Source organism: Williamsia sp. Y844 (genome assembly GCF_056786475.1).
Map to the genome: position 1 here is coordinate 813,304 of NZ_JBXCJB010000003.1, position 16,910 is coordinate 830,213.

Sequence of the window (16,910 nt, forward strand, 5' to 3'; positions counted from 1 at the left end):
GACATAATCGGTGGACGGTACCCACAACAGAAGCCTACGGTTGCCCGGGCCGTCGACCGATGGCCGACAACGCAATCAAGGAACCATCATGAACACCCGCTACCCCGTTCCGCTTTCCGGCGCAGTCGCCCCAACCCTTCTGTGGGTCGACGAAGCGTCTGTTGAGGTGCAGGCCCGCGAGCAGCTACGCCGGGTGTCGACTCTCCCGTGGGTGCACGGTGTTCGGGTGATGCCCGATGTCCATGTCGGCAAGGGCGCGACGGTCGGTTCGGTCATCGCGATGCGCGACGCAGTCTGCCCGGCCGCGGTCGGCGTCGACATCGGATGCGGAATGGCCGCTGTGCGAACAGATCTGGTCGCCTCCGATCTTCCCGATGACCTTTCCGGAATGAGGTCGGCCATCGAGGCGAAGGTCCCCGTGGGATTCCGTGCCCACACGCGGCCGGTGAACCTGAGAGGGATGGATGTCGGGGGCGGCTGGGGTGATTTCTGGTCCCGGTTCGGCGACCTCGATCGGGGCGTACAGAACCTGGACACCCGCGCCCACAAGCAGCTCGGGACGCTCGGTGGCGGTAGCCATTTCATCGAGGTCTGCGTTGCCGATGGTGACTCGTCGGTCTGGGTCATGCTCCATTCCGGATCCCGGAACATCGGGAAGTCGCTGGCCGATCAGCACATTCAGGTTGCCGCAGGTCTGCCGCACAACGCCGACCTCCCCGACCGCGATCTTGCGGTGTTCCTCACCGGAACCCCGGAGATGGATGCATACCGTCGCGATCTGACCTGGGCCCAGGAGTACGCGGCCAGGAATCGCCTGGTGATGCTCGAACTGGTGTGTTCGGCTGTGCGGGAGTCATTTCCGACGCGGCCGGTACAGTTCGAGCAGCCGATCTCTTGTCACCACAACTACGTGACGACCGAGGTGATCGACGGTCTGGAACTGTTGGTGACCAGGAAGGGTGCGATCCGGGCCGGGTCGGACGAGCAGGGTTTGATCCCCGGATCGATGGGAACGGGCTCCTACGTCGTGCGTGGTCTGGGGTCGGAGGCATCCTTCTACTCCGCCTCACATGGGGCGGGGCGGAAGATGAGCCGGTCCAAGGCGCGCAAGATGTTCACTACAGAAGATCTGGTGGCACAGACCGAAGGCGTCGAGTCACGCAAGGATGCCGGGGTTGTCGACGAGATACCGGCCGCCTACAAGGACATCGATTCGGTGATCGCCGCGCAGACAGACCTTGTCGAGGTGGTTGCACACCTCAAGCAGGTGGTCTGCGTCAAGGGTTGAGCGGGCGACCGGCATCGCAGATACGTTGTGGGGCAATCCACATGGAGGGCCCCACAACGTCATCATCTGGCTAGACGGCAGCAATATCGATCGTCTGGGTCAACCGGAAACTGTTGCCCGAGGGATCGCGGAAGCCGGCGTCGATCCCGTACGGGCGCTGTTCGGGCAGATCGGTGAACTCGACACCGCGCGCGGACAGCCGCTCGTACTCGGCCTGACAATCTTCGGTCGTCAGGAATACGGCGGTGGCCAAGCCCTTGGAGACCAGTTCCAGGACTTCGCCCCTGGCCGATTCGGTGAGCATCGGCGGACCGGGGACATCCATCAACACGATGCTGACGTCGTCCTGTCCCGGCGGGGACACCGTCAGCCACCGGAATCCGTCCATCTCGGGCAAGGACACGTCCGCCCGGACCTCCATCCCGAGCTTGTCGGTGTAGAACTTCAGGGCCTCATCCTGGTCATGGACCCACACCTGTGCGCTGGCAATTTTCAACATCGCGACCTCCCGTAGTTGGTTGTTCGAATCGGTGATTCGAACGTAACCCCGCGCAACCGTCCCGGTCTTCTCCCCATGTGCTCTATCCGAGCCGACTATCCGGGTATGGCCGGCCGAAGGTCCGCACCACACAGGTCGGAACCATGATTCGTTGCGCTGCGGGCGGGCGACTCGCGCGATACTGCGCGGGGGTCTCACCAAAAGTCCTCTTGAAACTCGTGGTGAACGAACCAACGCTGCGAAGACCCACTGCCACACAGACATCGGCCACCGAATAGTCGGTGTTCCGCAACAGTGCCGCAGCCCGCTCGAGCCGGCGGGTCTGCAGATATGTGTGCGGCGACTGCCCGAACGTCCTGGCGAATGACCGGGTGAAGTGGGCACGCGACAACCGCGCCGCGGCCGCCATCTCCTCGACGGTCAATGCCGTCGAATACTCCGCATCGATCAGATCCCTGGCCCGCAACAGATGCCGGGTTGTCGAAACACTCGCCACGGCCACCACTATGGCGGATTTTCGGCGCGGCGGCCACGGATACCGAACACCGTGAACACTGCGGCGAGTGCGGCAACGATCACCAGCAACGTGAGGCCGAAGGTGTAGCTGTGATCGGCCTCGCTGTATGTGGCTCCCATGACCAGCGGCGGGAAGAAGCCGCCGAGCCCGCCTGCGGCGCCGACGATGCCGGTGACCGCTCCGACCCTTTTCGCGGGCGCCTCCTTGGCCACCCAACTGAACACCGCTCCCGAACCCAGACCCATGCACACCGCCATCAGAACGAAGTTGATCCCGGCCGGGATCTCGACCGGCGGCTTGGTGATCATCCAGATCGCAAGGCCCGCCGCTCCGATGGTGGCGATCACCGTGATCAGACGCGCACCGAAACGGTCGGACAAAATGCCGCCTGCGGGCCGCGCGATCACTGCCGCGACCGCGAATCCGGCGGTCCTGGTACCGGCGCCTTCCAGGTCGAAGTCGTAGACCTCATTGAGGTAGGTGGGCAGGTATGTCGAGAACGCAACGAAGCCACCGAACGTCGCGGCATAGAGAAAGCTCATCTCCCAGGTGATCGGCAGCTTTGCGGCACCGATGAGTTTGGGGACCACGGCGTCGTGGTTTGACGACCACAGGGGGGAATCGCGCATGAACATCCAGCAGACCGCCGCCATCACCACGAGGGAGACGACAATGATCAGATGCGTTGTCACATAACCGAACCACTCGACAAAGCGGGGTGTGAAGAACGCGGAGAAGGCCGTGCCGCCCATCCCCATACCGAAGATTCCCGTGGCAAAACCTCTGCGGGACTTGTCATACCAGGCGTTGACGAACGGGATGCCCACCGCAAAAGTGGTTCCGGCGACACCGAGGAAGAATCCCGCGACGATCAACGTCGCGTAGCTGTCGAAATGTCCACCGATGGCCAGCAACACCACAAACGGGACCGACGAGAGCAGCAGCACGGTGAACATCGACCGGCCCCCGAAGCGATCGGTGAGTGCTCCCGTCAGAATGCGTCCCAGCGAACCCACCAGAATTGGAATCGCGACCAGTACCGACTTCTGTGTCGACGACAAATCCAGGTCATCGGCGTACCGCACTCCGAGCGGGCCGATCAGGTTCCACGCCCAGAAGCTGATCCCGAACGCAAGCGTCGCCAGGACGAGGTTGAGGGTCTGTGCGCCACGGTCGATCGACGGTTCCGTCGACGTGCTCATCGGTCGCGGTCTTTCGTCCCCACCGGAGCCCAGGCCCGCCCGTACGAATGGCCGCCGGAAGCCGAAACCTTGTCACGGCTGCGATAGACGATGTAGGGCCGGAACAGATAGTGCACAGGAGCGGTCAGCATGTGTACCAGTCGGGTGAACGGCACCATCGCGAACAACAGCATCCCGACCAGGACGTGGATGTGAAAACGCAGCGGAGCGTTGTTCATCGCGTCGATGTCCGGCTGCAGCAAGAAGATCGAGCGAAACCAGGGAGAGACCGTCTCCCGGTAGTTCACACCTTTCTGATCTGGTAGGACGCCGAGCAGGGTGCAGTACAGACCGAGCAGCAGCGCCGACGTCAGGACGAGGTACATGACCTTGTCGTTGCGGGTGGTCGCCATGAACACCGGACCGGTGTGCCGCCTGCGGTAGATGAGGATCACCAGTCCGGCCAAGGTGCAGATACCGGCGATGAAGCCGAAGAACGCGGAATTCAGGTGGTACAGGTCTTCGGAGATGCCCAGCGAGTCGGTGAAGGATTCAGGGATGACCAGACCGATCGCATGACCGATGATCACCACCAGGATGCCGAAGTGGAAGAGCGGCGAACCAATTCGCAGCAGCCGCGATTCGTAGAGCTCTGACGATCGCGTCGTCCAGCCGAACTTGTCGTACCGGTAACGCCAGATGGTGCCGCCGATCAGGAGCAGCAGAACCAGATACGGGATCGCGCCCCATAGCACGATGTCCACCGCACTCACCTCGTCCCGGCGATGGGCAGAAGTCTCGGGTCGAACGGCTCGAGGCCGACAGTCTCCACCGGTATCGGAGGACGCATCGCCAGCGCCGCCGCTCTGTCCGCGGGTGACGCACCTGGCAGGGTTGCGCACACCGACTCGAGCACGTCGGCGTACGGCGTGCCGCGGTCGAGCAACCCGAACCGGATCAGTTCGATCGCGACCCGATATCTGGTGAGCACCCCGGCGCCGACCACCGGATCGGCGCGCGCACAGAACTCGAGCACGATGGGTAAGTGGTCAGGCAATTCGCCACCCAGATCCACGAGAAAACCGCTGTCTCGATAGAGCTGTTTGAACTCGCCGAGCGCCGCGCCACGTCGCCGGGTATCGCCGTCGGTCCAATACGAGAGGTACAGCGTACGTTTGCTCGACAGGTCGAAGACCTCGGCGTACTCGCGGCCCAGCGCGGCCTGATCCGTGGCCGCCAGATGGTCGACGAAGCGTCGCAGCGGCCCGGTGGTGGCCTCGCACTCGATCTCATTCAGTGCCGCCCTGACCAACCCGACCTTCGATAGCAATGCGGCATCGGGATAGGACAGGCACAGCGACGCGATCTGGTGAACCACCCGATGGTCGGCGCGGCGATCCCCCGGCCACCTCATGGCGCCTTCGTCCGATCGGGGAACAGGCCTGCGGGACTGCCGTTTCCGTCCCAGTTCAACAGGTTCACGCGATCCGCCATGCTGCCCGCACCGGCTGCGGTGTCGCTGGTCTGACGCTGCTTGAGCGCGTGGAACGTCTCCACCGACACAGGCACCGCGCGACCACTGGCCTCACCGAACGCGGACGATTCGAACATTCCCGGGCCGCCGTCGTGGTCCAGCGAGCATGCCGTCTCCTCCAGCTTCTCGGCCTGTTCGAGGTGCGCCGTCGGAATCACGTAGCGGTCTTCGTATTTGGCGATGGCCATGAGGCGATACATCTCGTAGACCTCCTCTTCGGACATTCCCACCGATGCCGGGATGTCGGCATCGGGTTCACGTCCGAGGGTGATGTCCCGCATGTAAGCGCGCATCGCGGCGAGGCGTTTGAGTACGGAGTCGATGAGGTCGGAGTCACCGGCGGTGAACAATTCGGCGAGGTACTCCACCGGAATCCGCAGCGCGTCGATGGCACCGAACAGTGTGCCCCGGTTCTCGGCGTCGTGCCCCTGTTCCGCCAACAGGTCGACGATCGGCGACAGCGGCGGCACGTACCAGACCATCGGCATGGTGCGGTATTCCGGATGCAGTGGCAGTGCCACCCGAAACTTCTTGGCCAGCGCGTAGATCGGAGAGCGACGGGCGGCGTCGAGCCAGTCATCCGGGATGCCATCGGCGCGCGCGGCCCTCTCGACAGCGGGATCGTTCGGGTCGAGGAGCAGATCGAGTTGTGCCTCGTACAGGTCTTGATCGTCGGGTGTGGACGCGGCGTCTGTCACCGCGTCGGCGTCGTAGAGAAAGATCCCGAGGTAGCGCAGCCGGCCGACACACGTCTCCGAGCACACCGTCGGCTGACCGACCTCGATCCGCGGATAGCACAGCGTGCACTTCTCGGCTTTGCCCGACTTGTGATTGAAATAGATCTTTTTGTACGGACACCCGGTGATGCACTGCCGCCATCCCCGGCATCGGTCCTGGTCAACGAGCACGATCCCGTCTTCACTGCGCTTGTAGATGGCACCGGACGGACACGACGCCATGCACGACGGGTTGAGGCAGTGCTCGCAGATCCTGGGCAGGTAGAACATGAAGGTCTGTTCGAAACTGAACTTGACCGCATCCTCACAGTCCCGACGGAGTTTGGCCACGATCGGGTCCTGATCGCCGTGTTCTGTTGCGCCGCCGAGGTTGTCGTCCCAGTTGGCCGACCACTTGATTTCGGTGTTCTCACCGGTCAACAACGATTTGGGCCGGGCAACCGGGAAGTCGTCGCCGAGCGGCGCGTCGATCAGGGTCTGGTAGTCGTAGGTCCAGGGCTCGTAGTAGTCGGCAATGGTCGGCTGGACCGGACTGGCGAACAGCGTGAACAGCTTCTGCAGTCGACCGCCGGTGCGCAATCGCAGTTTGCCCCTGGAGTTCAGGTGCCACCCACCCCGCCATTTCTCCTGGTCTTCGTAGCGACGCGGATACCCTTGTCCCGGACGGGTTTCGACATTGTTGAACCACACATATTCGGTGCCGGCCCGGTTTGTCCAGGCCTGCTTGCACGTCACCGAACAGGTATGGCATCCGATGCACTTGTCGAGATTCATGACCATGCCCACCTGGGCCATCACACGCATCAGTACTTCACCTCCTGACTGCGCTTGCGAATGGTTGCCACCATGTCGCGTTGGTTGCCCGCCGGCCCCAGATAGTTGAAGGCGTAGGACAATTGGGCGTATCCGCCGATCAGGTGTGTGGGTTTGACCAGCAGCCGGGTTGCCGAGTTGTGCATGCCGCCGCGCCTCCCGGTGGCCTCCGATTTCGGCACGTCGATCGTGCGGTCCTGTGCGTGGTGGACAAAGGCCACCCCCACCGGCATCCGGTGGCTGACGATCGCGCGGCACACCATCACCCCGTTGGCGTTGACGCATTCGATCCAGTCGTTGTCGGCCACTTCGATGGCTGCTGCGTCCTGCGGGCTGATCCATGCGGTGGGCCCGCCACGGGACAGCGACAGCATGAGGAGGTTGTCCTGGTACTCGGAATGGATCGACCACTTCGAGTGGGGTGTCAGGTATCGGACGGTGATCTGCTGGGCCCCGTCAGGTCCCAGCCGGGGTTCGCCGAACAGCCGGTGCATGTCCAGCGGTGGCCGATAAATCGGCAACGACTCACCGATATCGATCATCCAGTCGTGGTCCAGGTAGAAGTGCATGCGCCCGGTGAGTGTGTGAAATGGCTTGAGCCGTTCGATGTTCTGCGTGAACGGGGCGTAGCGCCTGCCCCCGGTCTCCGATCCGGACCACTCCGGGGACGTCAGTACCGGGACCGGCCCTTTCTGGGTGTCGGCGAAGGTGATGCGCCTCTCCTCCGACCCGATGGCAAGATCGTCGAGCCGCCTGCCCACCCGTCGTTGCAGCTTCCGGAATCCGTCGACGGCCACGGAACCGTTCGTGGTGCCCGAGAAGGTCAGGATCGCGTCGGCGAGTTTGACGTCGGTGTCGATCGCCGGACGTCCTTCCGCGGCCCCGCCCGCCATGACGCCGTGGGAGACGGCAAGCCGGTTGCTCTGCTCCCCGAGGTCGTAGGTGATGTTCTTCACGGTGAATCCCAGGCGCTCGACCAAGGGGCCCACGGAGGCCAGTTTGTCGGCAATTGCGGTGTAGTCGCGTTCGACGACCGTGAACGTGGGCATATTGCGCCCGGGTGTCCCCCGTATGCCCGCCTCCTGCCAGTCATCCACCCGTCCGTGGGGCGCAGCGGTCTCCCCCGGTGTGTCGTGCTGCATCGGCACACTGACCAGATCTCGCCGCACCCCCAGATGGGTCTTGGCCAGCTCCGAAAACCTCTGGGCAAGAAGGTGAAACAGATCGAAGTCCGTTTTGGCCTCCCACGGAGGATCGATGGCAGGTGAGAAGGCGTGCACAAACGGGTGCATGTCGGTCGCGGACAGGTCGTGTTTCTCATACCAGGTGGCGGCGGGCAACACCACGTCCGAGAGCAGGGTCGTCGATGTCATCCGAAAGTCTGCGGACAGAAGTAGATCTAGCTTGCCTTCGGGTGCTTGACTGCGCCACAACACATCTCGAGGCCGAGGTGTCGCGGGATCCTCGCTGCCCATCACGTTGTGGTGGGTGCCGAGCAGATGCCGCAGGAAGTACTCGTTGCCTTTCGCCGACGACCCCATCAGGTTCGACCGCCACAACACGAGTGTGCGAGGCCAGTTCTGCGGGGCATCGACATCGGTGATGGCCGACGTCAGTTCGCCGTTGGCGAGTCGGCGGGCCACATGATCGGCAACACTCTCGTCAACGCCATCCTCGACCGCGGCGTCGGCTTCGTCGGCGATGTCGAGGGGACTGCGATCGAACTGCGGATAGAACGGCATCCAGCCCAGACGCGCCGACTGCGCGATCGCGTCGGCGGTGTGCTCATGGGTGAGAGTGCCCCGGGACAACGGTGACGCCAGTGACGTCGTGGAATACCCGTCGTTGCGCCATTGATCGGTATGCATGTACCAGTACGACGTTCCGGCCATCGTGCGCGGCGGCCGCGACCAGTCGAGCGCGTTGGCCAGCGAGATCCAACCGGTGAGCGGCCGGCACTTCTCCTGGCCGACGTAATGCGCCCAGCCACCCCCGTTTCGACCCATACAGCCGGTGAGGATCAACATCGACAGGATCGCGCGGTAGGTGGCGTCGCCGTGGAACCACTGGCAGATACCTGCTCCCATGATGATCATCGACCGGCCGCCGGACTCGACCGAGTTGGTGGCGAACTCACGGGCCACCCTGATGGCCGCCTCCGCGGGCACACCGGTGATCTCGGCCTGCCACGCGGGCGTGTACCGAGTGCTGACATCGTCGTATCCACTCGCCCACTGCCCGGGCAGACCGCCCCGGCCCACCCCGTATTGCGCGAGCATCAGGTCGAAGACCGTGGTGACAAGATGTCCGTTCACCCGGATCGCCGGAACGCCGCGCCGCAGGACCGAGCCCGAACCATCGGGGGCGTCGAACGCAGGCATCATGATCTCGACGTTGCCGCTGTCGGTGCGGCCATGCAAAGTCAACGCCGGATCGACTGTTCCGAGGTCGAGGTTCCACCGGCCCTCACCGGCCTGCCCGTGGCGAAATCCGATGGAGCCGTTGGGAACAACCGGCTCACCCGTGGTGTCGTCCAGGATCACCGTCTTCCAGACGCCGTTGTCGGCGGGGTCGCCCGGCGGACCGCCCAATTCGTCTGCGGTCAGGAACTTTCCGGGCACATACCCACCGTCGTGTTCGTCGATATGGATCAAGAACGGTAGGTCGCTGTAGGTCCGGACATAGTCGATGAAGAAGGGCACCGAGCGCCGGACGAAGAACTCGGTGAGGATGACGTGGCCCATCGCCATCGCCAGCGCGCCGTCCGTCCCGGCCTGTGCGGGTAGCCATTCGTCGGCGAACTTGGAGTTGTCGGCGTAGTCGGGACTGACCGTGACCACCTTGGTGCCGCGATACCGGACCTCGGCCATCCAGTGCGCGTCGGGAGTGCGGGTCACCGGCACGTTCGAGCCCCACATCATCAGATATGTGGCGTCCCACCAGTCGCCCGACTCCGGGACGTCGGTCTGATCCCCGAAGACCTGCGGACTGGCCACCGGAAGGTCGGCGTACCAGTCGTAGAACGACGTCATCACACCGCCGATCAGCTGGACGAATCGGTTCCCCACGCAGTGCGAAACGATCGACATCGCCGGAATCGGCGAGAATCCGGCACAGCGATCCGGCCCGTAGGCCTTGATGGTGTGGACGTGCGCTGCGGCAGCGATCTCGATGGCCTCGTCCCAGGACACCCGAACTAGACCGCCCTTACCCCGCGCGCGCTGATAGGACCGGCGGCGGATCGGGTCGCCGACGACGTCGGCCCAGGCGAGCACGGGGTCACCGAGGCGGGACTTGGCGTCCCGGAACATCTCGACGAGTACACCGCGGGCATACGGATGACGAACTCGCGTAGGCGAATACGTGTACCAAGAGAATGCGGCACCGCGCGGACAACCGCGTGGCTCATATTCCGGACTGTCAGGTCCCACCGACGGATAGTCGGTCTCCTGCGTCTCCCAGCTGATGATGCCGTCTTTGACGTAGACCTTCCATGAGCACGAACCGGTGCAGTTGACACCGTGGGTGGAACGGACGATCTTGTCGTGACTCCACCGGTCGCGATAGAAGACGTCGCCGGCACGTCCACCCTGACGAAAAACCGCACGCGCATCATCGGTCTCGTCCCACCGCGTGAAGAACTTGCCGATGTCGAGAAGGGCTTGCGCAGCCGCACCCTGAACGTCAGAAGACCGGGCCATGGAAACATGGTACGAAAGTTCACGGTCCGCAAGAGTGTTTATGGAAGAGAAGAGAAGTGCGAATCGGACAATATTCTTTTGTCCGATTCGCACCGCCCGCTACCGGCCCAACAGTGACAACGCTCAGCCGACAGCCCGCTCGCTCTCACTCCAATACTGCTTGCGCAGCGCCTTTTTGTCCGGTTTGCCCAATGCAGTCAGTGGCAGTGATTGCGCAACGATGACGCGTTTCGGTGATTGCACAGCACCCTTCCGGTCCTTCACCGCGTCCTGGATCTCCGCGATCATCGTCGCGATCGAGACATTGTCGGTCAATGCATCGCTGCGCAGCACCACAATCGCAGTCACGGCCTCACCCCACTTCTCGTCAGGAACGCCGATGACACCGACCTGCGCAACCGAAGGGTGCTCGGCCACAACGTCTTCGACCTCACGGGGGAAGACGTTGAAACCGCCGGTGACGATCATGTCCTTGGTGCGATCGACGATGAACCAGAATCCGTCCTCGTCCTCCCGGGCCACATCGCCGGTTCGCAACCAGCCATCCCGGAACGCTTCGGCGGTCGCCTCCGGAAGTCCCCAGTACCCACCGGCGAGGAGCGGACCGGCAACACAGATCTCACCCGGCTCCCCCACCGGAACCGGTTTGCCGTCGTCACCGAGTAGAGCGGTCCGCAGGAATGCCGAGGGTCGACCACAACTCGACAGTCGCTTCTCGTCGTGGGCGTCCTTGGGCAGATAGCTGATCACCATCGGCGCCTCGGATTGCCCGTAGTACTGGGCAAAGATCGGTCCGAACCGCTCGATGGCCTCAGCCAGTCGCACCGGGTTGATCGCCGAGGCGCCGTAGTACACGGTCTGCAACGACGACAGATCACGGGTGCGTGAATCCGGATGGTCGAGCAGGGCATACAACATCGACGGGACCAGCATGGTGGCCGTGATCTTCTGTTCCTCGATCGTCCGGAGCACCTCGGCCGGATCGAACTTGGCCAGCACCACCATCGAGCCACCCTTCATCAGGGTGGGCACAAAAAAGGCCGCACCCGCATGCGACAACGGTGTGCACATGAGAAAGCGAGGATGTTCGGGCCACTCCCATTCGGCCAGCTGGATCTGGGTCATCGTCGCCATGGCCGACGCAGTCCCGATGACGCCCTTCGGTTTCCCGGTGGTACCGCCGGTATAGGTGATCGAGACGATGTGATCCGGCGCCAGATCCGCGGCAACCAGCGGCTGTGGCTCGAATCGCCGGGCTTCGGCGGTCACGTCTCGTGCGACGTCGGCGAGCTCGGTGGGCACCGGTCCGAGTGTCAGGACCTGCTTGAGGCTGTCGACCCGCTGCAGCAACGCCACCGCGCGTTCGACGAACATCGGCACCGGGTCGATGACCAACGTCGCGATCTGCGCGTCGCCGAGAACGTACGCGTGATCATCGAGCGAGCCCAGCGGATGCAGCGCGGTCCGGCGCCATCCCTGGGTCTGACCCGCGCCGATGACGAACAGCACCTCCGGCCGGTTCAGTGCCAGCAGTCCGACCGCGGTGCCGGAACCGGCGCCGAGAGACTCGAAGGCCTGCGCGTAGGTACTGACCTGCGCAGCCATCTCACCGCCGGTCAGCGTGGTGTCCCCCAGAAACAGAACCGGATCGTTGTGATGTCGCTTGAGTGCCGCCACCATCAAGTGGCCGAGGTGCGTGCCGCCGCGTAGGTGATCGAATTCGATGGTCGCGTCCGCAGAATCAGTCATGTCGAACACACTAGAACGTGTTCTAGATTTGCGGAAGCATTCCGGTGGTGTGCCCGGCGAGTCCACCCGGCATGATTTGTCCCATGAGCACGGATACCGAACGCACGTCACCCACCCTGATCGTCTCCGCTGTCTGTTTCCACAACAGCGCGTCACAGGTGCTGACCGTCAGGAAGTCCGGTACCACCTCTTTCATGCTGCCCGGAGGCAAGCTCGAAGCCGGCGAAAGCCCGGTCGAGGCAGCGGTACGCGAAGTGCTCGAAGAGATCGGCATCGAGATCGCGCCGCAGGACCTGACCGAGCTCGGAACCTTCACCGCCGCGGCAGCAAACGAAGCCGACACCCTGGTGTACGGCCACATCTTCTGCGCCGAGCTCACCGGTGAGCCGGAGCCGGCCGGCGAGATCGCGGAACTGCGCTGGTACGACCGTACGGACACATCGCCGCAGCTCGCGCCCCTGCTGCGCGATCACATCTTCCCCGCACTCATCGCCGACAAACCATCCGTGGAGAAAGATTGACCTCCGCGACCTCGGCGCGGACAGTGAAGGGATGCGGTTTCGGCATACCGAGCGCGACGATCTCGTTCTGATCCAAAAGTGGCTCGGCAATCCTCATGTCGCTCGCTTCTGGAATCACGACACCTCTGATGAAGCGGTCGAGCGCGATTTCGGTGGAAGCATCGACGGGACCGAACCGACCGAGGACTTCATCGTTCTCTACGACGATCTGCCGATCGGACTGATCCAGCGGTACTTCTTTGCCGACTATCCCGATGATCTCGCCGAACTGGAAACACTGCTCAGGGTCCCCGAGTCCGCCATGTCGATCGACTACTTCATCGGCGAAGCCGAGATGACCGGACGCGGCTACGGAACGCTGATGATCCGCCGGATGGTAGAGATCTGCTGGGTTGATCGGCCGAAGACCACAGCAATCATCGTCCCGGTGGCAGTCACCAATCCCGCGTCGTGGCGGGCTCTGCTGTCGGCGGGTTTCACCCAGGTCGCCACCGGCTACCTCAAACCGGACAATCCGATCGACGACGGCCAGCACCATGCCTTCCGTATCGACCGGCCGTCCGGACGCTGACCGCAAAACCGGACAGGTTTCGGCCGAGGGCAACCAATCCGTAACACCCGTTCAACTCTGCTTTCCATCGTCACTGCGATGAAACGAGTCCGTTACCGATCGTTCGTAGAGTTCGCAGGTCAGGGCTTTCAGCACCATTGAGACCCGCGAGAAGGGTAAAGAACGAATGAGCGGAAACAATATCCGGCTTGCCGCCATCACTGCAGTCGAGGCGTACCAGCCTCCTCCGGTCAGTTTCGATATCACCGAGGCGCCGGGAGACATCTTCGGCGCAAACGTCTTCAACAAGTCGGTCATGATGAAGCGGCTGCCGAAGAACGTCTACAAGTCGGTGATCTCCACGATCGAAAAGGGCAGCAAACTCGACCCGGCCGTCGCCGACGCCGTCGCGTCCGCGATGAAGGACTGGGCGCTCGAGAAGGGCGCCACCCACTACGCCCACGTCTTCTATCCGCTCACCGGACTGACCGCAGAGAAGCACGACAGCTTCCTCGAACCGTCGAGCGACGGATCAACTCTCGCCGAGTTCCAGGGCAAAACCCTGATCCAGGGTGAACCGGATGCCTCAAGCTTCCCGAACGGCGGCCTGCGCAACACATTCGAGGCCCGCGGCTACACCGGCTGGGATGTCACCAGTCCGGCGTATGTGCTCGAGAATCCCAACGGCAACACCCTGTGCATCCCAACCGTATTCGTGTCGATGACCGGTGAAGCACTTGACCACAAAACCCCGATACTGCGCTCTCAGCAGGCCATGGGTAAACATGCCGAGCGCGTACTGAAGCTGTTCGGGCACGCCAATCCCGGCAATGTCGTCGCCTTCTGTGGACCGGAGCAGGAATACTTCCTGGTCGATCGCCACTTCTTCCTGGCACGTCCCGATCTGCTCAATGCCGGGCGCACCCTGTTCGGCACGAAACCCCCCAAGGGGCAGGAGTTCGACGACCACTACTTCGGCGCGATCCCCGAACGCGTACTCGGCTTCATGATGGACACCGAACGCGAGCTCTTCAAGCTCGGCATCCCCGCCAAGACCCGTCACAACGAGGTCGCACCCGGTCAGTTCGAGATCGCGCCGATGTTCGAACGCGGCAACATCGCGGCCGACCACCAGCAGCTCCTGATGACGACGTTCAAAACGGTCGCCAAGAAGCACGGCATGGAATGTCTCTTCCACGAGAAGCCTTTTGACGGTGTCAACGGTTCCGGCAAGCACGTCAACTTCTCGTTCGGCAACGACAAGTTCGGCAGCCTTCTGGTACCCGGCGACACCCCGCATGAGAACGCACAGTTCCTCGTGTTCTGCGCAGCCGTCATCCGGGCGGTGCATCTGCATGCCGGGCTGCTTCGGGTGTCGGTCGCATCGGCGACCAACGATCACCGCCTCGGCGCCAATGAGGCACCACCGGCAATCGTCTCGATCTTCCTCGGCGAGCAACTGGCCGACGTCTTCGATCAGATCGCCAAGGGTGCGGCAACATCGTCAAAGGGCAAGGGCACCATGCTCATCGGTGTCGACACATTGCCGGTACTGCCCACCGACCCCGGCGATCGGAACCGGACAAGCTCATTTGCGTTCACCGGCAACCGATTCGAGTTCCGCGCTCCGGGATCGATGCAAACCGTCAGCGAGCCCATGGTTGTACTCAACACGATCATGGCCGATTCACTCGACTACTGCGCCACGGTGCTCGAGACAGCCCTCGCCGAAGGTGTCGAATTCGACTCCGCCGTACAGACACTCCTCACCGACATCATCACCGAGCACGGCGCGGTCGTGTTCAACGGTGATGGTTACTCCGACAACTGGCCGATCGAGGCCGCCTCGCGTGGTCTCCCGAACCTGAAGACAACAGTCGACGCGCTGCCCGAGTTGATCTCGGAGTCGTCGATCGAATTGTTCGCCAAGTACGGCGTTTTCAACGATCGCGAGATGTACAGCCGCTACGAGATCGGTCTGGAACAGTACATCCTGACCATCGCTGTCGAGGCCAAGCTGACCCTGGAGATCGGGTCGACGCTGGTCATGCCTGCCGCCATCCGGTACCAGACCGAGATCGCCACCAACGTGGGCGCTCTCAAGGCCGCCGGTATCGAACCAGACATCACATTGCTGAACATGGTCACCGAGCCGATGAGAGAGCTGACCGCAGCTTTGGCGGCTCTGAAGTCAGCGCTCGGTGTACACGTCGAAGGCAGCCTCGAAGAAGCCAAGTATGCACGGGACACCTTGCTGCCCGCGATGGCCGCGGTCCGACTCGCGGCAGACACCCTCGAAAGTGTTGTCGCCGATGACCTCTGGCCCCTCCCGACCTACCAGGAGATGCTCTACATCCTCTGATCTACAGGTCTGATCAACCACCGAGAACAATCGAGCCGCCGTACACCCTCGTGTACGGCGGCTCGATTGTCGGTGCTGGTCGCTCTGCCGTTGGCTAAATGCACTGCTGTTGGTTACTTGCTCTCCTGATGCTCCACGAGATCGAAGAGCTGGAACTCGGAGCCGGGATCGGTACGAGTCGCGGTGGTCGGCGTCCGGTTCGGGGCATCGGCGTGGATGCGCGCCACGATCTCGTCCAGGTCGTCGCCCTCGAGGGTGTAGGCCGCCATGTATCGGTACTTCGGGTCCTCGTCCCGCGAGCGGTACCGTGTTGCGCTCTGAACCCCGTCCAGCGACAGGATCTCGGGAAGATGATGATCGCTGTACCAGCGATTCATCTCCTCGTCCGACTCGTCGTCGCGTGGGTGCGTGAAGGCAATGTACAAACCTTTGGCCATGTTGTCTCCCATATCATCTCGATGTGCTGCGGTGAAGTGAATGTGTCAGGCCGGGAAGGTGCCTGCACGTGACAGTTGGCCCGGGACCGTCTTGTTCAGCATCTCACCGAGCCGTATGGCCCCCGACATCAGCAAGTCGATGGCGAGGCCGGTTCGCACTCCACTACGTTCTAGGAGATACCAAAGATCCTCGGTGGCAATATTTCCCGTCGCTGCGGGCGCGAAGGGACATCCACCGACCCCGCCGAGGCTGGCATCGAGCGCCGACGCCCCGGACTGCAACGCAACCAGGGCGTTGGCATACCCCGTGTTTCGGGTGTTGTGGAAGTGCCACCGAACCGGCAGGCCTGCCGCCTCTTTCGCTGCATGGTCCGCGAGTTCGAGCACCTGCGCCGGAACGCCGACACCGATCGTATCGGCCAGCGCCACCTCGTCGGGCTGGGCGTCCACGCATTGCTTGATGAGTTCACCGACCCGGGCCGCCGGGACCTCACCCTCGAACGGACAGCCGAATGCGGCCGCAATGGTCACCGTCGTCTTGAGGCCGGCGCCTTGCGCACGCCTGGCCAGACGCGACCAGAGCGCAACACCTTCGGCGGTGGTGGTGCCCTGATTGCGAGCACTGAACGTATCGGAGGCAACCACAACGATATTGGCCTCGTCGAGGCCGGCAGCGATGGCCCGATCGAGGCCACGCTCGTTCAACACCAATCCGATCCAGGAGACCTCCCCGCGCGGGAGCGCGTCGGCGACAGCCTCGGCATCCGCCATCTGCGGGACGCGCCCCGGGTGTACAAAGCTGGTTGCCTCGATGCGACGCAGACCGGCGCCGACCAGGTCGTTGATGAGTTCGAGCTTGGCCGCCGTCGGCAACAGTGTTGCCTCGTTTTGCAGTCCATCACGAGGTGACACCTCGACGATCGTCACCGACTGGGGCTCTTTCGTTTCGCGCGACACTTCAGTTCCCATTCTCAGATTTTCTCGCAGGCTTCGAATGTATGCAAGTTGAATGTTGCGGGTG

14 protein-coding genes are annotated in these 16,910 nt (G+C 63.0%); 4 read left to right on the forward strand and 10 right to left on the reverse strand.

The window, feature by feature from the left end:
• The first annotated feature begins 88 nt into the window (after positions 1-88).
• The gene (locus AC1TQG_RS20605) at positions 89-1,288 is read left to right on the forward strand and encodes an RtcB family protein (RefSeq protein WP_482139686.1); all 1,200 of its coding nucleotides are present in this window, start codon (positions 89-91) and stop codon (positions 1,286-1,288) included.
• A 70-nt stretch (positions 1,289-1,358) separates the two neighbouring features.
• On the opposite strand, the gene AC1TQG_RS20610 is transcribed toward AC1TQG_RS20605, so the two are convergent.
• From AC1TQG_RS20610 to fadD8, 8 genes are all read right to left on the reverse strand, one after another.
• Entirely contained in the window at positions 1,359-1,787 is a 429-nt protein-coding gene (locus AC1TQG_RS20610) for a VOC family protein (RefSeq protein ID WP_482139687.1), read from the reverse strand.
• Positions 1,788-1,869: 82 nt separating this feature from the next.
• Entirely contained in the window at positions 1,870-2,283 is a 414-nt protein-coding gene (locus AC1TQG_RS20615; RefSeq protein WP_482139688.1) for a helix-turn-helix transcriptional regulator, read from the reverse strand.
• Between the two features lie 8 nt (positions 2,284-2,291).
• Complete coding sequence (locus AC1TQG_RS20620) at positions 2,292-3,506, reverse strand: nitrate/nitrite transporter (RefSeq protein ID WP_482139689.1); 1,215 nt, start codon at positions 3,504-3,506, stop codon at positions 2,292-2,294.
• Entirely contained in the window at positions 3,503-4,249 is a 747-nt protein-coding gene (narI, locus tag AC1TQG_RS20625) for a respiratory nitrate reductase subunit gamma (protein WP_482139690.1), read from the reverse strand. The genes AC1TQG_RS20620 and narI overlap by 4 nt, the downstream gene beginning before the upstream one ends.
• Before the next feature lie 5 nt (positions 4,250-4,254).
• Positions 4,255-4,899 carry a nitrate reductase molybdenum cofactor assembly chaperone gene (gene narJ / locus AC1TQG_RS20630; protein WP_482139691.1) on the reverse strand — a complete coding sequence of 215 codons (645 nt, stop codon included), beginning with the start codon at positions 4,897-4,899 and terminating at the stop codon, positions 4,255-4,257.
• Positions 4,896-6,560 (reverse strand): nitrate reductase subunit beta, encoded by a 1,665-nt coding sequence (gene narH, locus AC1TQG_RS20635; protein WP_482139692.1) that lies wholly within the window; start codon positions 6,558-6,560, stop codon positions 4,896-4,898. Before narH ends, narJ begins: the two co-directional genes overlap by 4 nt.
• On the reverse strand, positions 6,560-10,270 hold the full coding sequence (locus AC1TQG_RS20640) for a nitrate reductase subunit alpha (protein ID WP_482139693.1): 3,711 nt from the start codon (positions 10,268-10,270) through the stop codon (positions 6,560-6,562). Before AC1TQG_RS20640 ends, narH begins: the two co-directional genes overlap by 1 nt.
• Before the next feature lie 123 nt (positions 10,271-10,393).
• Complete coding sequence (fadD8, locus tag AC1TQG_RS20645) at positions 10,394-12,019, reverse strand: fatty-acid--CoA ligase FadD8 (RefSeq protein WP_482139694.1); 1,626 nt, start codon at positions 12,017-12,019, stop codon at positions 10,394-10,396.
• Positions 12,020-12,102: 83 nt separating this feature from the next.
• On the opposite strand from fadD8, the gene AC1TQG_RS20650 reads away from it, so the two are divergent.
• The 3 genes from AC1TQG_RS20650 (at position 12,103) to AC1TQG_RS20660 (ending at position 15,452) form a co-directional block, all read left to right on the forward strand.
• A complete protein-coding gene (locus AC1TQG_RS20650; RefSeq protein ID WP_482139695.1) occupies positions 12,103-12,540 on the forward strand; it encodes an NUDIX hydrolase in 438 nt (145 codons plus the stop codon).
• A gap of 31 nt (positions 12,541-12,571) precedes the next feature.
• Positions 12,572-13,111 carry a GNAT family N-acetyltransferase gene (locus AC1TQG_RS20655; protein ID WP_482139696.1) on the forward strand — a complete coding sequence of 180 codons (540 nt, stop codon included), beginning with the start codon at positions 12,572-12,574 and terminating at the stop codon, positions 13,109-13,111.
• Between the two features lie 166 nt (positions 13,112-13,277).
• Positions 13,278-15,452: a glutamine synthetase III family protein gene (locus AC1TQG_RS20660; RefSeq protein ID WP_482139697.1), complete on the forward strand. Its 2,175-nt coding sequence runs from the start codon at positions 13,278-13,280 to the stop codon at positions 15,450-15,452.
• A 113-nt stretch (positions 15,453-15,565) separates the two neighbouring features.
• Here AC1TQG_RS20660 and AC1TQG_RS20665 read toward each other — a convergent pair whose 3' ends face one another.
• Together AC1TQG_RS20665 and AC1TQG_RS20670 are read right to left on the reverse strand one after the other, a co-directional pair.
• On the reverse strand, positions 15,566-15,889 hold the full coding sequence (locus AC1TQG_RS20665; protein ID WP_482139698.1) for a DUF4286 family protein: 324 nt from the start codon (positions 15,887-15,889) through the stop codon (positions 15,566-15,568).
• A gap of 45 nt (positions 15,890-15,934) precedes the next feature.
• Positions 15,935-16,858: a hydroxymethylglutaryl-CoA lyase gene (locus tag AC1TQG_RS20670; protein ID WP_482139699.1), complete on the reverse strand. Its 924-nt coding sequence runs from the start codon at positions 16,856-16,858 to the stop codon at positions 15,935-15,937.
• Positions 16,859-16,910 lie beyond the last annotated feature (52 nt).